Annotated in this window: 24 protein-coding genes, 1 tRNA gene and 1 riboswitch; of the genes, 12 read left to right on the forward strand and 13 right to left on the reverse strand. The window is 36.3% G+C overall.

Annotated features, from left to right (window positions below; translation table 11 throughout):
* Window positions 1-42 precede the first annotated feature (42 nt).
* Both QWY91_RS14215 and ade read right to left on the reverse strand, forming a co-directional pair.
* Complete coding sequence (locus tag QWY91_RS14215; protein WP_290236163.1) at window positions 43-444, reverse strand: ankyrin repeat domain-containing protein; 402 nt, start codon at window positions 442-444, stop codon at window positions 43-45.
* Between the two features lie 445 nt (window positions 445-889).
* The gene (gene ade / locus QWY91_RS14220) at window positions 890-2,512 is read right to left on the reverse strand and encodes an adenine deaminase (protein WP_290236164.1); all 1,623 of its coding nucleotides are present in this window, start codon (window positions 2,510-2,512) and stop codon (window positions 890-892) included.
* Between the two features lie 89 nt (window positions 2,513-2,601).
* Between ade and QWY91_RS14225 the strand changes: the two genes are divergently transcribed.
* The 3 genes from QWY91_RS14225 (at window position 2,602) to QWY91_RS14235 (ending at window position 5,634) form a co-directional block, all read left to right on the forward strand.
* Window positions 2,602-2,949 (forward strand): HopJ type III effector protein, encoded by a 348-nt coding sequence (locus tag QWY91_RS14225; RefSeq protein ID WP_290236165.1) that lies wholly within the window; start codon window positions 2,602-2,604, stop codon window positions 2,947-2,949.
* Between the two features lie 103 nt (window positions 2,950-3,052).
* Window positions 3,053-4,756, forward strand: a complete 1,704-nt coding sequence (gene recJ / locus QWY91_RS14230; RefSeq protein ID WP_290236166.1) for a single-stranded-DNA-specific exonuclease RecJ — start codon at window positions 3,053-3,055, stop codon at window positions 4,754-4,756.
* 515 nt (window positions 4,757-5,271) lie between these two features.
* Entirely contained in the window at window positions 5,272-5,634 is a 363-nt protein-coding gene (locus tag QWY91_RS14235) for a DUF6686 family protein (RefSeq protein WP_290236167.1), read from the forward strand.
* Between the two features lie 69 nt (window positions 5,635-5,703).
* On the opposite strand, the gene QWY91_RS14240 is transcribed toward QWY91_RS14235, so the two are convergent.
* From QWY91_RS14240 to QWY91_RS14250, 3 genes are all read right to left on the reverse strand, one after another.
* Entirely contained in the window at window positions 5,704-5,859 is a 156-nt protein-coding gene (locus QWY91_RS14240; protein ID WP_290236168.1) for a hypothetical protein, read from the reverse strand.
* Between the two features lie 197 nt (window positions 5,860-6,056).
* A complete protein-coding gene (locus QWY91_RS14245) occupies window positions 6,057-6,821 on the reverse strand; it encodes a UDP-2,3-diacylglucosamine diphosphatase (protein ID WP_290237108.1) in 765 nt (254 codons plus the stop codon).
* Between the two features lie 168 nt (window positions 6,822-6,989).
* Window positions 6,990-7,439: a 6-pyruvoyl trahydropterin synthase family protein gene (locus QWY91_RS14250; RefSeq protein ID WP_290236169.1), complete on the reverse strand. Its 450-nt coding sequence runs from the start codon at window positions 7,437-7,439 to the stop codon at window positions 6,990-6,992.
* Window positions 7,440-7,625: 186 nt separating this feature from the next.
* Window positions 7,626-7,721, forward strand: a riboswitch (TPP riboswitch).
* A gap of 96 nt (window positions 7,722-7,817) precedes the next feature.
* On the opposite strand from QWY91_RS14250, the gene thiS reads away from it, so the two are divergent.
* From thiS to QWY91_RS14285, 7 genes are all read left to right on the forward strand, one after another.
* Window positions 7,818-8,021, forward strand: a complete 204-nt coding sequence (gene thiS / locus QWY91_RS14255; protein WP_290236170.1) for a sulfur carrier protein ThiS — start codon at window positions 7,818-7,820, stop codon at window positions 8,019-8,021.
* A gap of 52 nt (window positions 8,022-8,073) precedes the next feature.
* Window positions 8,074-9,930 (forward strand): phosphomethylpyrimidine synthase ThiC, encoded by a 1,857-nt coding sequence (gene thiC, locus QWY91_RS14260; protein WP_290236171.1) that lies wholly within the window; start codon window positions 8,074-8,076, stop codon window positions 9,928-9,930.
* A gap of 186 nt (window positions 9,931-10,116) precedes the next feature.
* Window positions 10,117-10,713 (forward strand): thiamine phosphate synthase, encoded by a 597-nt coding sequence (locus QWY91_RS14265; protein ID WP_290236172.1) that lies wholly within the window; start codon window positions 10,117-10,119, stop codon window positions 10,711-10,713.
* Complete coding sequence (locus tag QWY91_RS14270; RefSeq protein WP_290236173.1) at window positions 10,694-11,368, forward strand: thiamine phosphate synthase; 675 nt, start codon at window positions 10,694-10,696, stop codon at window positions 11,366-11,368. Before QWY91_RS14265 ends, QWY91_RS14270 begins: the two co-directional genes overlap by 20 nt.
* Before the next feature lie 632 nt (window positions 11,369-12,000).
* Complete coding sequence (locus tag QWY91_RS14275) at window positions 12,001-12,771, forward strand: thiazole synthase (protein ID WP_290236174.1); 771 nt, start codon at window positions 12,001-12,003, stop codon at window positions 12,769-12,771.
* The gene (gene thiH, locus QWY91_RS14280) at window positions 12,764-13,870 is read left to right on the forward strand and encodes a 2-iminoacetate synthase ThiH (RefSeq protein ID WP_290236175.1); all 1,107 of its coding nucleotides are present in this window, start codon (window positions 12,764-12,766) and stop codon (window positions 13,868-13,870) included. Before QWY91_RS14275 ends, thiH begins: the two co-directional genes overlap by 8 nt.
* A gap of 217 nt (window positions 13,871-14,087) precedes the next feature.
* Window positions 14,088-14,726, forward strand: coding sequence for a 2OG-Fe(II) oxygenase (locus QWY91_RS14285; protein ID WP_290236176.1), 639 nt, complete (start codon window positions 14,088-14,090; stop codon window positions 14,724-14,726).
* Window positions 14,727-15,023: 297 nt separating this feature from the next.
* Here the strand turns inward: QWY91_RS14285 and QWY91_RS14290 are convergent, their stop codons facing one another.
* The 4 genes from QWY91_RS14290 to QWY91_RS14305 form a co-directional block, all read right to left on the reverse strand.
* On the reverse strand, window positions 15,024-15,197 hold the full coding sequence (locus QWY91_RS14290; protein ID WP_290236177.1) for a hypothetical protein: 174 nt from the start codon (window positions 15,195-15,197) through the stop codon (window positions 15,024-15,026).
* Window positions 15,198-15,448: 251 nt separating this feature from the next.
* Window positions 15,449-15,844 (reverse strand): hypothetical protein, encoded by a 396-nt coding sequence (locus tag QWY91_RS14295; RefSeq protein WP_290236178.1) that lies wholly within the window; start codon window positions 15,842-15,844, stop codon window positions 15,449-15,451.
* A 33-nt stretch (window positions 15,845-15,877) separates the two neighbouring features.
* Window positions 15,878-16,030, reverse strand: a complete 153-nt coding sequence (locus QWY91_RS14300; protein WP_290236179.1) for a hypothetical protein — start codon at window positions 16,028-16,030, stop codon at window positions 15,878-15,880.
* A 280-nt stretch (window positions 16,031-16,310) separates the two neighbouring features.
* On the reverse strand, window positions 16,311-17,078 hold the full coding sequence (locus QWY91_RS14305) for an enoyl-CoA hydratase/isomerase family protein (RefSeq protein WP_290237109.1): 768 nt from the start codon (window positions 17,076-17,078) through the stop codon (window positions 16,311-16,313).
* A gap of 126 nt (window positions 17,079-17,204) precedes the next feature.
* Here QWY91_RS14305 and QWY91_RS14310 point away from each other — a divergent pair, with 126 nt between their 5' ends.
* Window positions 17,205-18,419, forward strand: a complete 1,215-nt coding sequence (locus QWY91_RS14310; protein WP_290236180.1) for a GAF domain-containing sensor histidine kinase — start codon at window positions 17,205-17,207, stop codon at window positions 18,417-18,419.
* Between the two features lies 1 nt (window position 18,420).
* Here QWY91_RS14310 and QWY91_RS14315 read toward each other — a convergent pair whose 3' ends face one another.
* Window positions 18,421-19,761, reverse strand: a complete 1,341-nt coding sequence (locus QWY91_RS14315) for an MATE family efflux transporter (protein ID WP_290236181.1) — start codon at window positions 19,759-19,761, stop codon at window positions 18,421-18,423.
* A 23-nt stretch (window positions 19,762-19,784) separates the two neighbouring features.
* Window positions 19,785-20,288: a GNAT family N-acetyltransferase gene (locus QWY91_RS14320; RefSeq protein WP_290236182.1), complete on the reverse strand. Its 504-nt coding sequence runs from the start codon at window positions 20,286-20,288 to the stop codon at window positions 19,785-19,787.
* Between the two features lie 56 nt (window positions 20,289-20,344).
* Between QWY91_RS14320 and QWY91_RS14325 the strand changes: the two genes are divergently transcribed.
* Window positions 20,345-20,418, forward strand: a tRNA-Ala gene (locus tag QWY91_RS14325).
* A gap of 25 nt (window positions 20,419-20,443) precedes the next feature.
* Here QWY91_RS14325 and QWY91_RS14330 read toward each other — a convergent pair.
* On the reverse strand, window positions 20,444-21,022 hold the full coding sequence (locus QWY91_RS14330; protein ID WP_290236183.1) for a DUF4468 domain-containing protein: 579 nt from the start codon (window positions 21,020-21,022) through the stop codon (window positions 20,444-20,446).
* Between the two features lie 118 nt (window positions 21,023-21,140).
* Window positions 21,141-22,034, reverse strand: a complete 894-nt coding sequence (locus QWY91_RS14335) for an alpha/beta hydrolase family protein (RefSeq protein WP_290236184.1) — start codon at window positions 22,032-22,034, stop codon at window positions 21,141-21,143.
* Window position 22,035: the final 1 nt, after the last annotated feature.

The following is a 22,035-nucleotide window of genomic DNA, read 5'->3' on the forward strand; positions in this document are numbered from 1 at the left end:
TTTTATAGAATAGCACTTCAGGCTTAATTCAAAATAATATAATTATTTCTCTAACTCTTTTAGAACTTTCATAGAGTCCTTTGCATTAGACAGTTCTGCAAGTTCTGCGGCTGTCTTATTTTCTTTATCAGATTTTAAAGAGATATCTGCTCCTTTTTCAATTAAAAGCGATAAAATTTCAGCTTTATTATAACGAGCTGCGTACATCGCGGGAGTTCTTCCTAAAGACTTTTGATTAATGTCTTCTCCTAATTCGATAAGTTGTTCTACCATATCGTAATTTCCGGAAACGATTGCTTTACAAAAAGAATTTAAGTTTGTTGCGGCTAAACTTTCGATAGAAAATTTTGCTGGGTCTTTTGGATCGATGTCGATTGCAGCTGCATTAGCGAATCCGAAATTAAGTACTAAAGCTAAGGCTAAGGTAAACGTTGATTTTCTCATGATGAATGATTTTAATGATTGATAATATTGTTTACCTAAAAGACGCGCGAAAATCTAGAATGTTACAGATTATAAATAAAATTCTTTTTATTTATGAATATTTTAATATTTGAAGGATGATTTGATAATACTATCAAATAGATGCTAGAAGGCTTCGCTTGTAGAAATAAGAGAACAGACTAAAAGCAATCTCGAAAATTGTTGATGTAATAGTAATTTTATTTGCTTTTCACTAGCAAATTAAAGGGTGAGTCTAAAATGATATATCAATACCTAACAGCTAATAATTTTAAAAAATTAAGGCTGGATATTGAAAAAAGTAGCTGAAAAGTTTAATTATTTGAGGTTTTCACAGTCAGTTAAAACTAGGAGAAAAGTTTAATATTGAAAAACTTCAAAAATTGAATTTAGAATATGATAAGCTGATAGCTGAACGCTAAAAAGTTCAAAAATTTACTCCGACAAACTCAAATTTCTTTCCGCTAAATAAACCTTTATCTGATAACTTAAGATCTGGTATGACGAGCAAAGCCATAAAGGACAAGGTCATAAAAGGAGCTTTTAGGGAGCTTCCTAAATCCTTAGCCATTTGGTCTATCTCTTCATATAATTTTCCTGTTTCCCAACCATCTTTATCGCTTATGATTCCGGCTACTGGTAGCGGTAGTGATTTTTGATTTTCGCCATTTACAGCACAAATTCCGCCTTTATTTTTGATGATAAGGTTCACCGCATTACAAATTTCTTCATCTGAAGTTCCAACCACAATAATATTGTGAGAATCGTGCCCAACTGAGCTGGCAATTGCGCCTTTTTTTAATCCAAAATTTTTGATGAATGCAACTGAAGGCGCTTTATCTTCGTAACGATTTACGACAGAAATTTTTAAAATATCATCATCGATATTCGAAGAAAGTGAGCCATCTTTTAAAATCGCTTTTGCTTCAATTTCATTAGAAATCAATTCGCCATCTAATGCTTCAATCACTCTCACATCTTCAGCGTCTGTTTTCAGCTTAAAATCTTCACTATTCTTTTCAGAAATATTAAAATTATTGGGTGTAGAAAAATGAACTGAAGCGATATCAGAATGGCCATTTTCGGCTACAATTTTTCCGTCGATATACGTTTTTAGAACATTAAAATCGGTCAGGTTTTCCACTAAAATAAAGTCGGCTGCATCTCCTTCTTTCAGCAAACCAACGTTCAAATTATAATGTTTAACAGGATTTATACAAGCCGCCTGTAAAACTTTAAAAACATCGATTCCTTTAGCTACCGCACGCTGGCAAAGCTGATTAATATGGCCTAAAACCAAATCGTCGGGATGTTTATCATCAGAACAAAACATCATATGTTCATAATGCTCCGGCAATAGGTCGATAAGTGCTTCAAAATTTTTAGCAGCGCTACCTTCACGTACCAAAATTTTCATTCCCAAGGCAAGTTTTTCTGCAGCTTCCTCGTAAGTAAAACACTCGTGATCTGTGCTAATTCCTGAATTTATATATTTTTCTGCATCTTTTCCTAGCAATCCGGGAGCATGCCCATCTACCGGTTTATTAAAATGCTGCGCCCATTTGATCTTTTCAAGTACTTCAGGGTCATCATGTAAAACTCCGGGATAATTCATCATTTCCGCCAGGTAAAAAATGTCTGGAGATTGCATCAACTCTTTAATCGCTTCTGCATTAATTGTTGCACCAGCGGTTTCAAAAGCAGTTGCAGGAACACAACTTGGAGCACCAAAATGAAATTTTAATGGCACTTTTTTACCATTTTCAATCATAAAATTTACGCCATCAATTCCCAGCACATTGGCAATTTCGTGTGGGTCTGAAACCGTAGCGACCGTTCCATGAATGGTAGCGACTTTTGCAAATTCAGACGGTACTAACATCGAACTTTCAATATGAATATGCGCATCGATAAATCCCGGCATTATAAACTGTCTTTCGTTATGCTGAGATTCTTTAATTTCGACAATCTTCTTATTTTCTATGATAACTTCCGCAGGGAAAATTCGGCGGTTTTCGATATCAACAAGTTGGCCTTTAACGCTCTTCATTCTGAAAAATTTGAGTGTCGAAAAGTAACAAATTAAATCGGGAACTTTTATTTTAGTAGTCAATTAAACACGCAACCAAAAATCGAAATATGAATCTTCAGGAATATTTAGAACAGGTAAAATCGAATCCAAAAACCTCCAATTTCGATCAAACTATAGCTTTAATTGATGAATATTATCAATTTACGCCAGCTGCCTTTAAAAATGGAGCGGTTTATAATGAAGCCGGAAGCAATAACGGAAGCTGTAAAATTTTCGCTTTAGGATTGCTGAAGGATTTAAATGAAGAAACTACTTTGGCGCTTTTTGGAAAACATTATTTTGACGATGTTCTGAAACATCCTGAAGGAGAGGGACATCAAAACATTCGGAATTTTATGAAGAGCGGTTGGAGCGGGATTGCCTTTAATACCGAAGCTTTACAGCCTAAAAAGTAAGATCTTTTCGTATTTTTGAAGCGAAATTGGAGATTTTAAGTCCCTATTTTTTACCCGTGAAACCTTCATGTGGAAACCGAATTTTGTGAATAGATAAATGCTGATGAATACGCGCTGGACCATAAAACCAAATCCTAATCCTGAAACTGTAAACACCTTGATGCAATCACTTGGCGTTGGGAAACCTGTTGCCCGATTGCTTGCACAACGTGATATTACAAGTTTCGAAGAAGCTAAAAAGTTCTTTCGTCCAAGACTTGCCGATCTGCATGATCCCTATTTGATGAAAGATATGGATAAAGCGGTGGCCAGGATAGAACAAGCTTTAGCCGAAGGTGAAAATATAATGGTATATGGCGATTATGATGTAGACGGTACGACCAGCGTAGCTTTGATGTCTTCGTATCTAAAAACATTGTATCCTAATGTAGCTACTTATATTCCAGATCGTTATGCAGAAGGTTACGGAGTTTCTTATATGGGAATCGATTTTGCGGCCGATAATGATATCAGTTTAATTATCGCTTTGGATTGCGGGATAAAAGCCATCGATAAAGTCGCTTACGCCAAGGAAAAAGGAATTGATTTTGTGATTTGCGATCACCACCGTCCTGGGGCGAAAATCCCTGAAGCGGTTGCTGTGCTCGATCCAAAACGAGAGGATTGCGATTATCCTTACAAAGAATTATGCGGTTGCGGTGTTGGTTTCAAATTGATCCAGGCAATGGCATCAAAACGAGGCGATACCATACAGGCATTATTGCCGTATCTGGATTTGGTCGCCACCGCTATTGGTGCCGATATTGTACCTATTACCGGAGAAAATCGAATTTTAGCGTACCATGGTTTGCATGTAATTAACGTAGCGCCGAGAGCTGGTTTCAAAGCAATTTTGAGTCAGATTAAAAAAGAAGTCATCACCATCACCGATGTGGTTTTTGTAGTGGCACCAAGAATTAATGCCGCCGGAAGAATGAAACACGGTCTACATGCGGTGGAGTTGCTTACAGAAGAAGATGAAACCCAGGCAGAACATTTTGCTTCGGAAATAGAATCGCACAATTCTACCCGAAAAGATACCGACAAAGCGATTACAGCAGAAGCTTTAGATCAAATTGAAGAATTAAAAGAGCAGGAACGATTAAGTACGGTAGTTTATGCGGAACATTGGCATAAAGGCGTGATAGGAATCGTAGCAAGCCGACTTACCGAAACCTATTATCGCCCCACCTTAGTATTTACAAAAAGTGGCGATAAGCTGGCAGCTTCAGCACGATCGGTAAAAGGATTTGATGTTTACAATGCTTTGGAAGCCTGCCAGGAACACATCGAACAATTTGGCGGACACATGTATGCTGCGGGTTTAACGATCAAAGAAGAAGAATACGATAACTTTAAAAGAAAGTTTGAAGAGGTGGTTACTGAAACTATCGATAGAAAATTACTGACTCCTGAAATTTCTATAGATGCTGAAATAGAATTAGATGAAATCACACCGAAATTCTGGAGAATCCTGAAACAATTTGCGCCTTTTGGTCCCGGCAATATGTCTCCGGTTTTTATGTCTAGAAATTTAACTGATTCTGGTTTTGGAAAATGTGTAGGGAATGAAGAAGCGCATTTAAAATGCCGGGTATCACAAGTGGATAATAAATCTTCCTTCAATGTGATTGGTTTTAACCTCGGAAAAAAAATCGACTGCATTCAAAATAAAAAGCCGTTTAGCGCAGTATATTCTGTAGATGAAAATGAATGGAATGGTAATGTTTCTTTACAATTGAAGTTGAAGGATTTAAAAGAAGTTTAGAAGCTTGAATTGAGATTTTAGATCGCCTTGCTGTTAGATCTTAGAATCTAGACTAGAGAAAAGAGATTCAAGGATTTATTTTGAATTGTGAATTGTGAATTTTGATTTGGATTCGGGAGAAAAGAATCATGAGTCAAGAAGCAGAACAATTCACTTCTAATTATTTTGAATATAAATGCTGAATTGTAAACCTGCGCCACCGTCATGCTGAACTTGTTTCAGTATCTCATCAGAATAATACTAAAAATTTCAGATGAAACAAAAGGCTTAGAGCTAACTCAAATTCGTCATTTTTCAACTGAAATTTTTTCAACCGAAAACCTAAGCATAATGAGATCCCGGATCTCCGTCCGGGATGACGAAAATTCCCGAAAGATGTTTCTTATTCAAAGGAAAACGCTAAAGAAATAATGTAAACTTTTGACTAAAGACTTTAGCAAAAGCAAACAAAACTCATAACTATTTAGACTGATTTTAAATAATATTCTTATATTTGAGATAAATGCACTCAAAGTATGGAGGACGTCGACATTATTTATCATAATAATACCGGGATTTCTTTTAAGTGGAAAAGCGGAATTGCTAATGCTGGTGAAAAACGAATTCAACTCGTATTTAAGGATATGGGTTTTTATCTTTCTCCTGAAGAAGTGAATGTGTTTTCCAAAAATATCAGAGTAGCAAAGAATAATAAAACAAACTGTAAGCAGTGCCCTCATTCTGAATTATGTGAGCGTAAAATCTTACTAAAATCTCCGCTCAAAAAAATGGATTTTGTTGTAAATGCTTTCGAACTCAATGAAATCTGCGATCTGGTAGAAGGAACGATTTTTAAAATGAAACTTCATAATTATGTAGAGCTTGTCTCGAGAAATTAGCAGTTAGAACTGAGATATGAGATTTTAGAATATAGACTGAAGAAAATAGATTCAAGAATTTATTTTGAATTATAAACCTGCATTACCGTCATGCTGAACTTGTTTCAGCATCTCATCCTGATGAGTAGAATTAGTTTTCAAAATATCGATTTTGATCATTTTTGGATTGATTTTTTTTGATAACTGTTTATGCACTACAGTCCGTCCGGCGTACTGTTTCAGCATCTGATGGTTAGAGTTGAGAGATAAGATTTTAGACCGCTTTGCTGTTAGATGTTATAATCTAGTTGTTTGGATGTTGAATTTTAAATGCTGAATATGAGTTGAACTCGGCAGTCAGGAATCAAGAGTCAAGATTCTATGATTTTAGCGTCTATTTTTTTGCTGAATATTGATAGCCGAAAGCTCTTTTCTGTAAACTATTAACCGTTAACGGGATGTTTTTTTAAATACAATTCATTTCCATCAAATTCTGCGTAGGTGTAGAAATTAATCCAATCGCCAGTGTTAATGTATTTTGAATCTTCTTTCAGTTTAATTTCCATTGGTAAATGGCGATGGCCGAAAAGGAAGTAATCGTAATGTTTTGTTTCGAGTTTTCGCTTGCAATATTGCACCAACCACTCATTATCTTCTCCTAAGAATTTAGCATCATCGTCTCCAGAAATCAGTTTATTTTTTACTGAAAAATACTGCGCAAGCGGCACGCCGATATCAGGATGTAACCATCGGTAAAGCCATTTTGAAAACGGATTGGTAAACACTTTTTTCATGCGTTTATAGCCTTTGTCACCAGGGCCAAGTCCGTCACCATGACCAATTAAGAATGTCTTTTGGTTGAATTCAAACTCCTGTGGTTTTCGGAAAGTTGGAATATTAAGTTCTTCTTCAAAATAATTTTCCATCCATAAATCGTGGTTTCCAACGAAAAAATAAATCGGAATCCCACTATCTTTAATTTCAGCGAGTTTCCCTAAAACCCGAACAAATCCTTTTGGTACAGCATGTTTATATTCAAACCAAAAATCGAATAGATCGCCTAGTAAAAAAATAGCCGCTGCATCTTCTTTAATTTCATCCAGCCATTTAACGAATATCGCTTCGCGTACTTTGCTGGCTTCTTTGGTGGGAGCACCTAAATGATTATCACTAGAGAAGTAAACTTTTTTACCGTTAGGAAGTTGCATACGATGAAATATAAATCTAATATACTTATTTCTACAAAGATGTTTTGCGTTAGGGATAGTAGCGGCATCCTTTTTTATTTGCCAGTCCGCATCTCTAAATGTTAAGAACATATTTAAAATGCAAATAAAAAAGATAGAGCGTATAGCCCGACCCGACAGGGGAACGCCCTAATTATCGCTAGCGTACCACTCGGCGAAACTAGTTTCAGTCTCCTGAAGTTTTAACGAATGTAGTTTAATATGATCTGGTAAGTGTTTGCTTATTTTTTGAGAAAAATCGATTACCATATTTTCACTGGTGGGTTGATATTCTACTAAAATCACGTGATGACCACGATCTTTTAATTCTTTCGCCAGTTCTATATGTGGTGTATTTTTATTGAAAACTGTGGCATGATCAAACTGGTCTACAATTTCTGACTTTACGATCTTTTTTAAGTCGCCAAAATCGATTACCATTCCGTACTTCACATTATCAGTATCGCTAATTGGTTCTCCAATAACGGTTACACTAAGTTTGTAACTATGGCCATGGACGTTGCGACATTTACCGTCGTAGCCATAAAGTGCGTGTCCTGTTTCAAAAGAAAATTGTTTGGTAATCCTGATTTTTGCCATACCGAAATTTTAAGTCTGCCGTATATAATTTGGTTTTCCCTAAAATTTTTAAAGCTGAAATTATGAAAAATTGCTTCGGAAACTTTTCGGGAAATTTTAGTGCAAAGGTATTAAAAGTGTATTCAAAATAGAATAATAAGCCTTTAGCATTTTTTTAATTCGGATTATTTCATTTAACTTTGAGAGAGTAAACTTTAGGGGTGCCAATTGATTTTGGCTGAGACAAACCCTTTGAACCTGATTCAGATTAGCATCTGCGAAGGGAAAAGTTAGAAAATTTTGTATCTAGTTTATCTAAAATAGGGGTGAATTTTATACAATATTACTTTTCTTCAAAGACTATCCTCTTTGGTTTACGGCTATTAAAATCGAAACGATATGATAACTGTAAACGTCAACAACCAAAATCATTCTTTTAAAGAACCCGTAAAACTTCTTGAGCTTTTGGAGCAATTGAATATTCAAGCTTCGGGAGTTGCTGTTGCGATCAACAACGAAATTATTTCTAAACTAAAGTGGGAACATACGCTATTGGAAGAAGGTAATAAGGTCTTGGTGATTCGTGCTACGCAAGGTGGTTGATTTACAGATTATAGCAATCAAATTAACAAATATCAACTATAACCCGTAAAGCATGAAACCTAACCAATTACCGAGGGAAGAAGCCATCAGTAGAGCGCCTTTCCCAAATTCAGAAAAAATTTATGTAAAAGGACAACTGCATGAAAATGTAAATGTCCCAATGCGAAAAATTAACCTTGAAGATACCGTCGATAAATTTAACGGTACCAAAACTGCTAACGATTCTGTTTTGGTCTACGACACCAGTGGCCCTTTTACCGATCCCAATATTGAAATTGATGTGCGTCAGGGTTTAAAACCCATCCGTCAGCAATGGATTTCAGGTAGGGAAGATGTAGAGCAATTGAGTGGACTTTCTTCAGAATATGGAAGAGAGCGAGAAGAGAATGAAAAGTTAGATGAACTTCGGTTTAAAAGAATTCGGAAACCTTTAAAAGCAAAACCGGGACAAAATGTTACCCAAATGCATTATGCACGTAAAGGAATAATTACTCCTGAAATGGAATTTATTGCTATTCGTGAAAATCAGAAACTTCAGGAAATCAATCAAATTACTCAGCAACATCCGGGCGAAAGTTTTGGAGCCAGTATTCCAAAAGTAATTACACCAGAATTTGTTCGAGAAGAAGTCGCTAAAGGACGTGCGATTATACCAAGTAATATTAATCACCCTGAAAGTGAACCGATGATTGTAGGTCGAAATTTCCTGGTGAAAATCAATGCCAATATTGGGAATTCTGCCGTAAGTTCTTCTATTGAAGAAGAAGTAGAAAAAGCAGTTTGGGCTTGCCGTTGGGGAGCCGATACCATAATGGATCTTTCTACCGGAAAAAACATTCATGAAACCCGAGAATGGATTCTTCGGAATTCTCCCGTGCCTATTGGTACGGTTCCTATTTACCAGGCCTTAGAAAAAGTAAACGGAAAAGCAGAAAATCTTACCTGGGAAATTTTTAGAGATACCTTAATTGAACAAGCAGAACAAGGGGTAGATTATTTTACCATTCACGCCGGGGTTCGTTTAAAATATATACCACATACCGCAAAACGAGTTACAGGAATCGTTTCTCGAGGAGGATCAATTATGGCAAAATGGTGTTTAGCGCATCATCAAGAAAGTTTTTTATATACGCACTTTGAGGATATTTGTGAAATCACGAAAGCCTACGATGTCGCTTTCTCTCTCGGCGATGGATTACGTCCCGGTAGTATTGCAGATGCAAATGATTATGCACAGTTTGCCGAATTAGAAACCCTTGGCGAACTAACCAAAATCGCTTGGAAGCACGACATACAATGCTTTATCGAAGGTCCAGGGCATATCCCAATGCATATGATTAAAGAAAATATGGATAAGCAGTTGGAAGAATGTGGCGAAGCTCCATTTTACACACTTGGACCATTAACCACAGATATTGCGCCGGGTTACGACCATATTACCAGTGGAATTGGCGCTGCAATGATTGGTTGGTACGGTTGCGCGATGTTGTGTTACGTAACACCAAAAGAACATTTAGGCTTACCTAATAAAGAAGATGTAAAAGAAGGTGTAATTACATATAAAATTGCTGCCCATGCCGCAGATTTAGCGAAAGGACATCCGGGAGCGCAACATCGTGATGATGCGATGAGTAAAGCAAGATTCGAATTCCGTTGGGAAGATCAATTCAATTTAGCGCTAGATCCAGATACTGCCAGAGCGTATCACGATGAGACCTTACCTTCAGATAATGCAAAAGTGGCTCATTTCTGTTCGATGTGTGGTCCTAATTTCTGCTCGATGAAAATTACACAAGATGTGCGGAATTACGCCAAGGAAAACGGACTCGACAGCGAAGAAGCCATTATCAAAGGAATGGAAGAAAAATCGGAAGAGTTTAAGAAAAAAGGAAGCGAAGTTTATTTATAATCACTTAATAATTAAATAGTTAGTAATTATAAAATATGGGCGTCACCCTGAACTTGACTCAGGGTCTCATCCTGATGATGTTTTTAAATGCGGTATGAGATTCCGGATCTCCCGGTAGCTATCGGGGCGGAATGACGGAACTAATAAATAGTACAACATAAGAATATCAAAATTTAATTTGAAATAATGCTGATTGTAATTTCTACGGAAAAGTTTATCGAAAATGAAGAATTTCAACTGAAATCTATGCTTGATGAAGGTTTAGAAGTTCTTCATATTCGTAAGCCTAATGTTTCTTTTGAAGCGCTAAAAACGTGGCTAGAAAAGTTTGATCCTCAACATCGTTCTAAAATGGTATTGCATCAGCATCATAAATTAGCGCAGGAATTTGATTTAAAAGGTATTCATCTAACAGAATATTTCAGAACCAATTTAGCTGAAAATATAGAAGATTATGTGAACTCTTTTCAGCAAAAGAAATTTACAGTAAGTACATCGGTGCATCAAAAAGAAATGCTTTCAGAATCTATCATTTTTGATTACTGTTTCTTAAGTCCGGTGTTTAACTCGATTTCAAAAGCAGCTTATCCGGGTAAAAAGTTTCAGGTAAATGAACTTCAGCAAAAAGTGATTGCGCTTGGTGGTATTGATTCAGAAAAGATTTCAGCAATTAAGCAGAAGGGATTTAGCGGCGCTGCCGTGCTTGGAGCGGTTTGGATGCAGGAAAACCCAACAAATAGTTTTATTAAAATTCAGCAAGAATATGAATCAGTTTTCAACTAAAAATTCAGTCGGTTTGCAACAAGAAATTTCTTGCTTGCATTACATCTCTCAGGGAGAAAATACTAAAGCACATTTAGAAAATATAGAGCGTGTGTTACAGGCCGGCGGAAATTGGATTCAGTTACGCTTAAAAGAAACTTCAGCAAAAAAAGTATTGGAAACCGCAATTGCTGCTCGAGAAATGTGCTCAGCTTATCAAGCAAAACTGATTATAAACGATCACGTAGAAGTTGCAAAAACCTGTAATGCCGATGGCGTTCATTTGGGTCAGGAAGATATTGATGTTTTAGAAGCGCGCCGAATTTTAGGAGAAGATAAAATTATTGGCGGTACCGCAAATACGTTGCAACATTGTTTGGATCATCTTCAAAACGGAGTCGATTATATTGGTTTGGGGCCGTTGAGGTTTACGTCAACTAAAAAGAAACTGAGCCCTGTGTTAGGTTTTTCAGGTTATCAAGATGTATTGAAGCGATATTCAGAGCATCAAAAAACTGTTCCGATTATTGCCATTGGCGGAATTGTATTTAACGATATCGAAAAACTTCAAAAAATTGGATTAAACGGAATCGCCGTTTCTGGTTTATTAACGCATTCGGAAAAACCAGACCAAGAAATTCAGCAGATTTTAAATCGCTTTTATGTTAGAAGTTAGACTTGAGAAAATACGATGATGTGGTAGAGGTTAGAATTTAGACAATAGAAAATAGACAATTTGATGATTTGCTAATGTGCTGATTTTAAAATGAATTGGATCGAATCAGGAATCAAGGCAAAATGATTTTAAAAGTTGAATGATAGAGATTACGGCCTATCGAAGATTGTTCGCAGAAATGGTAGTGAAAGGAGCGTTTAAATTTTAGGCTGTTTGAACCCGATGGATATCGGGTGAGTTCCTAAAATTTAGCTTCCGAACATACAATTCAGAGCAAGGTTCGTAAGCCTAGACTTTTTTGTTTCTTTTTTCGGCAATTAAAAAAAGAAAAGAACATCAATGGAAGTGAAATCGTTTTGCTGTTAGATCTTAGATATGAGATTTGAGAAAACAGATGAGAAATTATTTTGAATGTTAAATGTTGAATGAATAAAAAAGTGCCCTGATGAAAATTTCTCGTGAAATTTCAACTCGTTTTATTTCTCGCGTCATGCTGAACTTGATTCAGTATTTCACATTTTCTAGGGTGGGATTCCGGAGCAAGTCCGGAACGACGAACCCTAGCATCCTTAAATACTAAATTCAAATGGCTAATCGCTGAAGGCTAAAAGCTGACAGCTAAAAATCTAAAAATGGAAAAACTAAAAATAGCAGATAAAACCTTCGATTCTCGGTTATTTACGGGAACGGGTAAATTCAGTAATTCAAAACTAATGCGGGAAGCGGTTTTGGCTTCAGAAAGTGAGTTGGTTACCGTTGCGCTCAAAAGAGTAGAAGCTGGCAATACAGAAGATGATATGATTACCAACTTGTCGCACGAAAACTTAAGTTTATTGCCAAATACCTCTGGAGTTCGAGATGCTAAAGAAGCAGTTTTTGCGGCACAAATGGCGCGGGAAGCATTAGAAACCAATTGGGTAAAAGTCGAAATTCACCCCGATCCTAAGTACTTATTGCCCGATGCGATAGAAACCTTGAAAGCTTGTGAAGAATTGGTGAAATTAGGTTTTGTGGTGATGCCTTATATACACGCCGATCCGGTTTTGTGCAAACGCCTGGAAGATGTTGGCGCACAGTGCGTGATGCCTTTAGGCGCACCTATAGGAACCAATAAAGGATTAAAAACCTTCGATTTCTTAGAAATTATTATCGAGCAAAGCAATGTTCCGGTTATTGTAGATGCTGGTATAGGTGCTCCTTCTCACGCTGCTTTTGCGATGGAAATGGGAGCAGATGCAGTACTGGTAAACACGGCAATCGCGGTTTCTAAAAATCCTGTACAAATGGCAAAAGCATTTAAAATGGCGGTAGAATCTGGGCGAATGGCTTACGAAGCAAAACTTGCTGAAACCGGTCAACTTGCTGAAGCGAGTAGTCCACTAACACAATTTTTATATGAGTAGTTTTAAAACAGTTTTAGATGAATACAATTGGGATCTCGTTTTAGAAAGTATTCAGCAAAAAACAGCAATAGATGTAGAGCAAGCCTTAAGCGCAGCTAAACCCGATCTTGAAGATTTTAAGGCACTAATTTCTCCGGCAGCCAAACCTTATTTGGAACAGATGGCAATCAAAAGCAAACTTAGAACCAAGAAGCGTTTTGGGAATACGATGCAAATGTATGCGCCAATGTATCTCAGTAATGAGTGCCAAAATATTTGTACCTATTGCGGTTTTAGTTTAACCAATAAGATTCCGCGCCGAACCTTAACTGATGCTGAAATTTTAAAAGAAGCCGAATTTCTAAAAAATAAAGGGTATCAGCATATTTTGTTGGTAACAGGAGAAGCTAATAGCACGGTAGGAGTTGATTATTTGAGCAATGCAATTCGGTTATTAAAACCACATTTTGCGAATATTTCTATAGAAGTACAACCGCTCGATCAAGATGAATACGAGCGATTGGATAATGATGGTTTGTACGCTACTTTAGTGTATCAGGAGACCTATCATCGGGAAACTTACAAAACGCATCATCCAAAAGGAAAGAAATCGAATTTCGATTATCGTTTAGAAACTCCAGATAGATTAGGTAGAGCCGGAATTCATAAAATAGGACTTGGTGCGTTGTTCGGTTTAGAAGATTGGCGAGCCGATAGTTTTTTTACTGCGCTTCATCTTAAATATCTTCAGAAAACTTATTGGAAAACCAAGTATTCTATCTCTTTTCCAAGGTTACGACCTTTTAGCGGCGGATTAGAACCTAAAGTCGAAATGACCGATCCTGATTTATTGCAGTTGATTTGCGCCTACCGAATTTTAGATGAAGACGTAGAATTGTCGATCTCTACTCGCGAAGAAGAAAAATTTCGCGATCATATTGCACATTTAGGCATTACCTCAATGAGCGCCGAATCGAAAACCAACCCCGGTGGTTATGTAGTGGAAAAACAATCTTTAAAACAATTCGAAATTTCAGACGAGCGCAGCACCGAAGTGATTGCTGAAATGTTACTGAAAAACGGAATCGAACCGGTTTGGAAAGATTGGGAGAAGTTTTGAGATCCCCCTAACCCCCGAAGGGGGAATATTCAGATCTATTTTTTGTTTGGTGTCCTTAGTAAAAAATACTCGAAATAATGACCCATTTGAGTTGGCTAGAGTCGTTAGATAATAGCATATCATCGTATTAACACATTTTCAAATTGTCAAATTGACACATTTTCAAACTTCGTATCTAAAAATAGACTAATTTAGCTCGGTTTTTATAAAATTAGAATTGGTAGAAGAACTTTTTGAGCAGCTTGATTTTAAAGTAAATCAGCAATACGAGCAGATCATTGATGATCTACTTGAAAAGCAATATAGTATTATTGACGATTTTTTTGATACAGAAGAAATCAACCAACTTAGAAGGGCTTTACTAGCCAAGTACGAAGAAGATCAGTTCAAAAAATCGGCTATCGGAAATCGAATTAACGAACTCATCGAAAAAGCTATTCGGGGTGATTTTATTCTTTGGATGAACGAGGCAGAAGCTGGAGAAACCGAAAATATTTTCTTCCGTAAAATTACGAATCTTGTTTATTATCTAAACAGAACCTGTTTTATGGGCATTCTGCATAAAGAATTTCATTATGCGGTGTATCCAAAAGGCACCTTTTACAAGCGGCATCTCGATACTTTTCAGAACGATTCTCGCCGCAAACTTTCTATTGTGAGCTATTTGAACGATGATAGTTGGGAAAATGCTAATGGTGGCGAGCTGGTAATTTACAAAGAGGACGGTAGCGAAGAAATTATCTATCCATTGCCGGGAAGAATGGTGATTTTCGAAAGTCAGGTGCTGGAACACGAAGTCAAAGAAGTAAAAAATTCTGAACGCTTAAGCATTACAGGTTGGTTAAAAACAAGATAATTTTTTAGCGAATATCGTTTATATGGGCGTTGCCTTCGGCCGGGCTTTGCATTACAATATTTGGCTGCTCTCGCGCCAAACGATTTTCATTGCAATCCCTAACGCAGTTTTTACTAGCAGTTAATATTCTAAAAAAACGCGCTTAATTTTAGTATAGAAGGTTTAATTGCTATTTTCTAAACTTTTTATAGCATACAAGAATAACCAGAATGATCGCTAAAATCATCCAAAATCCATAACCACTAAGAAAGCTTAGGAATTCAAAAGTTTCCTCATGTTCAGGGAGAGTGCTTTGCATTATTTTCTACGTTTTCTCCTACGTTTTTGATCGAAAATGACAAGCGCTACAATCACAATCAAGATTACCAGATACCAAATATTTTCCGCGATAAAATCCGAAAGCTCAAAACCATATTGCTGAGTTTCGGATGCAGGTTTATCTTTAGGTAATTCAGGTTGTTGCAATAGCATCTTTCAATTTTAAATAAATGTAGAGAATTGCAATTTTCGAATAGCCAATAAAATGGTAATTTTTAGATAAGCTTCGGCTTAAAAAAATCTTGTTTAGTTCTTTAAAAAAATAATCGATAGATTTAGCCTGGTAAGAAACCAAGACCAATATCGTCTATGGCTAATCTCGAAATTTCTCTGCGTTCTTCGCTACCATTTTTTTGGAACACAACATCTTCAAGCAAGATTTGCATTTTGTAATATGTTTCAAATTATGTCTCTTCAATATCGTATACAGAAAGTGTTATGTTGCCCGAAATAACTTGCCATTGACTAATAAGCTTAGGAATTTCTAAGGGAACATCATTGCAAAAATTACTTGCAATTGATCTTTCATGAATATTAATATTACAAATGAGATCACTATCTGGTAAAGAAAAAGTTGTTTTAGCAGTAGTTAAATTTAATTCCTTTCTACCTGTCCCGGCGATGCTTAAGGTAATATCAGGATTTAGCGAGTCTAGTTTCTGGATTATTGAAAAGTCACCGCAACCGCTAACTTTTCCCACAAAATCTAATTCAAAAGGGAGTGTCACATCCTCTTCATCTTCCTTGGCACAATCAGAGAATAGCATTATCGAAAATAAAATGAGTAATGACTTTCTCATCTTTTCAGGTAATTTGTGAGGACAAAAGGAATTTTAGTTTCTTCGATATTTTAAAAAATATTTATAAACGAAGTAGAGTGCTAGCAATATTAAGATGTAAGGTGTGATATTACCTAAAAATGCTCCTATTTCGTAACCAAGTTCATAACCGGATTGTACTGTAGGATCTTTACTAACTAACTTCATGATTTAGATTTTTACTTATTTTATGATAGACTTTGAAAGTTATAAAGCCAATGACCAGGATTGGAATAATTAGTAACTAATGATTATTAAACTGAATTCCTATGTCTTACTCACTGGCGTGATTCACGGTGTAGTTTTTTCTTTTTAAAAAATTTAAATGCGAAATATCCTATAAGGACAATTATGAAAAACGGTATTGCATTTATGAGAAAATAAGCGGTATAATACCCCAGCATTTCTGCTTTATCGCCCAAAGTGTCTAATGATAAAAGTGTCATTCCTAATTTTTAAATTTAGAGAGTGCGTTTCTGGTAAAGTCAGATAACACCAATTCTCCACTAATAGCAGCATTCTCTATTAAGATGGTCGACCAGTTCTCTGTACCTTTCCACAAAAGCTTTTTCATTTCGAGTAGGGCATTGGGATTGTAAGATGCTAATTTTTCAGCAAATATCTCAATTTCCTTATCTAAATCTTTTATGGTTTCAAAAACTCGACCATAAAGACCTTTATCTTTTGCCCAATATGCCGTTTTCCACTCGTGTGCTGCAAGACTAAGTTCAGCCAGCCCGTCTACACCTATTTTTCGTTCTATGGCGGGAGCGATTACAAACGGGCCTATACCAATACTTAGTTCAGAAAGTTTGATGGCTGCTGCTTCTGTAGCCATAGCATAATCACAGGCAGCAATTAATCCAACGCCACCGCCTACTGTTTTACCCTGAATGCGACCGATAATTAATTTTTTGCAGTTACGCATCACATTTAAAACCTTCGCGAAACCAGAAAAAAACACTTTGCCCTGTTCCATATTTTCAACTGCCATTAATTCATCAAAAGAAGCGCCGGCGCAAAAGGCTTTTTCACCTTCAGACTTAAGAATGATCACTTTTACTTCAGCATTTTCAGAAAAATCTAAAATTGCTTTTTCCAAACGATCTAAAAGCACACCGGGAAAACTATTACTTGCGGGATGTCCAAATTCGATAATTCCTATACCATTTTCAGCTTTAGAAAATAGGCTTCCGTTTGCTCTTGTCGTGGTCATATTACGTGTTTTTTCAAAATTAAAGATTCTTAAAGTAAATACAAGTGAACCTTTAGTTAATAAAAGAGTTCCCATATTTGCAGATACGTTAATCAATTTTGTAAATTTCGGCATAGCAATTATTTTATGAGCGAAGAACTAGCACTAAATCTTAAGAAGGATATTGAGGATGTAAACGAGATTCCCGGAATTCACTCATTGCTAAATGTAATTAGCAGCACCTGTAAAATGAAGTTTGTTGCTGTAGCTAGAGTTACCGAAGATCGTTGGATTACTGCCGTTTCTAAAGATGATATTGAGTTTGGTTTACGACCAGGTGATGAGTTGGAAGTGGGTTCTACAATTTGTAACGAAATTCGAGAACATCACATTCCTGTGATAATCGATGATGTCGAGAATAATTTTATATTTAAAAATCATCACACACCAAAGCAATATGGCTTTAAAAGCTATATTTCGTATCCTATATTTCTTAGGGATGGATCTTTCTTTGGGACCTTATGTGCTCTAGATCCCAATCCTGCAAAATTGAATAACGAGCATATAAAAGGAATGTTTGAGCAGTATGCTGAGTTAATTTCTTTTCATTTAGAGTCGGTTCAAAAATTACAAAATGCTAGTAAACAACTACAGAAACAGCGAGAAGTAGCTGAGTTAAGAGAAACTTTTATCGCTATCTTAGGGCATGATCTAAGAAATCCTGTAGGAACGGCACGAATTTGTGCCGATATGCTGTTAAGTGCAAATCTACCGGAAGCCTCCAAGAAACAAGCAGAAATTATTAAATCGACGTCTTACCGGATGCAGAGTCTAATTGATAATCTTTTGGATTTTGCAAAAGGAAATTTGGGAGATGGTATCAATTTAAACCGCTCTAAAAATAACACTAAGCTTGAAAAAGAAATTCGTGAAGTAGTCGAAGAATTTAGAGCGCTGAATAAAGAAAATAAGATTACTACCGCAATATCAATTACCGAAACGGTTAATTGTGACAGCAGTCGGATTTCCCAATTATTTTCAAATTTATTGAGCAACGCCATTAAACATGGAACGTTAGAAGAAACCATCCAGGTAATTGTTTCTAATACTGAAAGTGAATTTAGTTTATCGGTGATTAATCAGGGAAAAACAATTCCTGAAGACTATCGAGCAGATTTGTTTAAGCCATTTTTTAAAAGCAAGGCACAAAGCAACGAAAATGGACTTGGCTTAGGACTTTATATTGCTTCAGAAATTGCAAAGGCACATAATGGTTCTCTGGATATGGAATCTGAAAATGGAGAGACTTGTTTTACATTCAAAATGCCTTTAGCGCAAAATGTTGAAAGCAAAATAGCTTAAATTAGACCTCTTTATTTAAGTATTTTCTTCGGAATTTAATAACTAGTCCTACACTTCTTATCAGCATCCAAACTAAAAATGCGATCCAAATAGCGTATAATTTCAGCCCGAAGTAATCTGAAATTAACAATGCCGGGGTAAAACCCAGAAAAGTTGCAACTAATAAGAGATTCCGCAGATATACAGCTTCCCCAAGGCCTTTAAAGATTCCGTCGAACATAAAAGCGATAGCGTTTATTGGCTGCATTAATAGCACTATCCAAAAGGCAGAGGCAAAAAGTGCTAAAACAACTTCATCTTTATTGAATAGAAATCCAATTTGATTATAAAAGAGTCCACATATTCCCATTAAAATAAGAGCGATCAAAACGGCATATTTCGATATTTTCTTACTTAATTCCCAAAGGTTCTTGTAATCTCTGGCTCCTAGTAGTCGGCCTCCAATTGCATTTCCCGCATTAGCATAACCATCAATAAAAAAGCTAAAGAATAGCCAGATATTCATTAATATACTTTGTGCTGCGATATAGTTTTCCCCGTAGTCGGTTGCATAAGCATTGGCGAGCATTATCGCAATGTTTAGCGAAAGCGTACGTAGAAAAAGGTTCCCGGCCATCACCAAAAGGGATTTGAATTCCGGGTTTAAATTAAGGCTCAGTTTTAGATGAAACGGAGTTTTACGAAAGAAAAACCATAAGGCCATAATTAACATGGTAGCTTGTGCAGCTAAGCTGGCATAAGCAGCACCTTCTAGATGCATCGCAGGAATATAACCGTCGATACCATAAACCAATAAGTAATCGAGCGCAATGTTAACTATGGCTCCGCTAAGACTACACTTCATAGCCCAGGATGTATTTTGTAGACCTCTAAATACACCAAAGATAGTAAAGGTTAAAAGCGTTAAAGGAAAGCCTATTGCCCTTATTTGATAATAGCTAATCGAATAATCTAAAATTAAACCTTCAGCATTATAAGCACTAAAAATTAAATGAGCCAGGGGAGCAGTAATTCCATAGATAAGCAAACTCAAAATGAGATTAAAAACGATCGTCTGCGGAACCAAGGTTTTAACGGCATGTAGTCGACTGGCACCTAAATGCTGCGATATTTTTGCTGAAATGGCGGTTTTAGTCTGTGCTAAAATCCAAATTACCGCAGAAAGAAAAGAACCAACGATACCAGCCGCGGCTAGTGCTTCAACTGAGTTATCTTCTACATTACCAATAACTGCAATGTCGGTAAGGGAAATAAGTGGTTCGGCAATACCGGCAATAATTGCAGGTATGGCAATCCTATTGATATTTTTAAAACTTACTGCTGAGTTATCTAATTTGGCCATATTGGCAAAGATAGATTAGTTTTTTAAAGAACCAGTTCGTAACAATGAAATGGGTGCTCACTTTGCTCCGGGAAAAAGATATCGCCTAATCTTTTATAACCTCTGGCTTCGTAGAAACGATTATTTCGCTTGTTCTGGCTAAAGGTGTCCAGACGCACGGAATCGTAATTGTGATCTCTTGCAAATTCTTCAGCAAAATCCATTAGAATTTTACCGTTACCTAGTCCCCAAAAAGAAGGATCGGTGGCAAGACGATGAATATAAAGGTTATTTTTATTCTCGGTGAGCCATTCTATTGGGATATATTCGTCGTCCATCTCAGGTGTTAAGACAATGATGCCCGTAAGTTCATTTTCCTCATTTAAGAGTTTAAATAATTCTTTTTTCTCAATATCATTAGCTAGCTTTTCTTTTGTAGGATAGTTCTCGTTCCACTGGTAAATTCCTTTGCTAATCATTGCCTGAGCGCAACGCTCTGTAAGTTGTTTAATTTCAGCTAAATCTTCAGGTAGGGCAGTTTTTATCATTAGGCTTAAAAAACTTTTTTATATGGATAAAATTTATAAATTTGCTTTCACCAAATGGGGGATTAGCTCAGCTGGCTAGAGCGTTTGGCTGGCAGCCAAAAGGTCATCGGTTCGACTCCGATATTCTCCACAAAACCTCGCAAATGCGGGGTTTTTTATTTGATAGTCTTTTTCAATCTTTCTACTAGTCCAGAAATATATGCTTTTACAGAAGCGAGCATGTTTTCGTGATTTTGTAATCCACGCTGGTAGATATCCTTAATTTTCTCTTTATCATCCAGTATGGCCTGATTTTTTGCCTTGGCATCTCCACTTAGTCGATTTACTGTTTCCTGCATCTCTGTTTTGAAAGATTCAAAATCGGGAAAGTTTATTTTAACCGGCGTTTGGGTTGGTCCAACATCTAAGTGGCTTATCTGGATTTTATACTGGTCGTCCTTGAAATTGCTTAAAATCCCAAAATACAGATCTGTAGTTGTGCTTGATTCACCTTGCTTGATATTGATTTCAGAATTGATATCAACAATCATTTCGGTTTCTGTATTCTTAGAAGCTTTAATATTTTTTTGGTCAAATTCAGCTAAAAGCCATTCGTGTAACTTTTCTTTAATTTGCTCTTGGGAGACGCCTTCCGCAGTAATGGTTTCTTCGTAATAAAGGTTTCCTTCTTCATTAAACTGAGCATTCGCTGCTGTGCTTAAACATAAAAGGAAGACTATTATAAATCGTTTCATTGGTATAATTTTTTTCAAAGATAGTTTCAAAAGGAAAAGAAAAAAAGAAACCTCCTACAATCGTCAAGATAGAGGAGGCTTATTTTTATATGATCATTTATTGACCAAGATATTTTAATTAATCGTCAGAATCTCCATATTCGTCAACTAGCGCCTGAACTTCTGCTTCTAAGAACGGGAATGTTCGGTCTAAAAGATATTGGAATTTTTCTGGTAATTCATCTTTGTCCCAAGGATGTGTAGCTTCAAAAACATGATTAGCGTTTTCTACTAATAGCAACTTCGAAATAGGACTCCACTCAAATAACTCTCCTGAAGAAGAAATGGAAACCGTGGTGTCATTACTTCCGTGAGCAATCATGTGCGGAACATCTAGTTTTTGAGTTGCACTCTTAACATTAAATCGCTCCTTATTTTCTTTATAATTCTTGTAGAATTGATAGTGGTGAGGCAATTGCTGTTTTGTTCTAGAGTTAACAACATATTGTACACCTTTCTTTTCCCATTTTTCTAACTCTTCGCCTGTAGGAAATTTAGAACCAAGATCTGTTGGCGCAGCGAAAGTTACCAATCTGGTAATACGTTTTTCGTTTACAGCTTTAATAATGGCAATAGCGCCACCTCTAGAATGTCCAATAAGATTAATATGGCTAACATCTACCTGTACAGCCTGAGGGAAATCTGGTAACAGTATCCAATCGATTACAGATTGTAAATCGTCTAATTCTATGGTGTAATTATTATCACCAAAAGCTTCGATATTTAAAAATTCGGTTGGATTTTCTGGAGTTGTACCGTTGTGTGAAAAATTAAATTTCACGAAAAAATAGCCTTTTTCAGCAAAAGTTTCGGCCATTTTGTCCCAGGCACCCCAATCTTTAAAACCTTTATAACCGTGGCAAAATATAACTACGGGTTTTGGTTTTTGATCGTCCTGGTAAAACACATCACACAATATTGGTTTGTTGTGTTTACCATCTATTTGAATATTTTTCTTTTTCGTAACTTCCATA

This window comes from Zunongwangia endophytica, from assembly GCF_030409505.1.
GTDB classification, from domain to species: domain Bacteria; phylum Bacteroidota; class Bacteroidia; order Flavobacteriales; family Flavobacteriaceae; genus Zunongwangia; species Zunongwangia endophytica.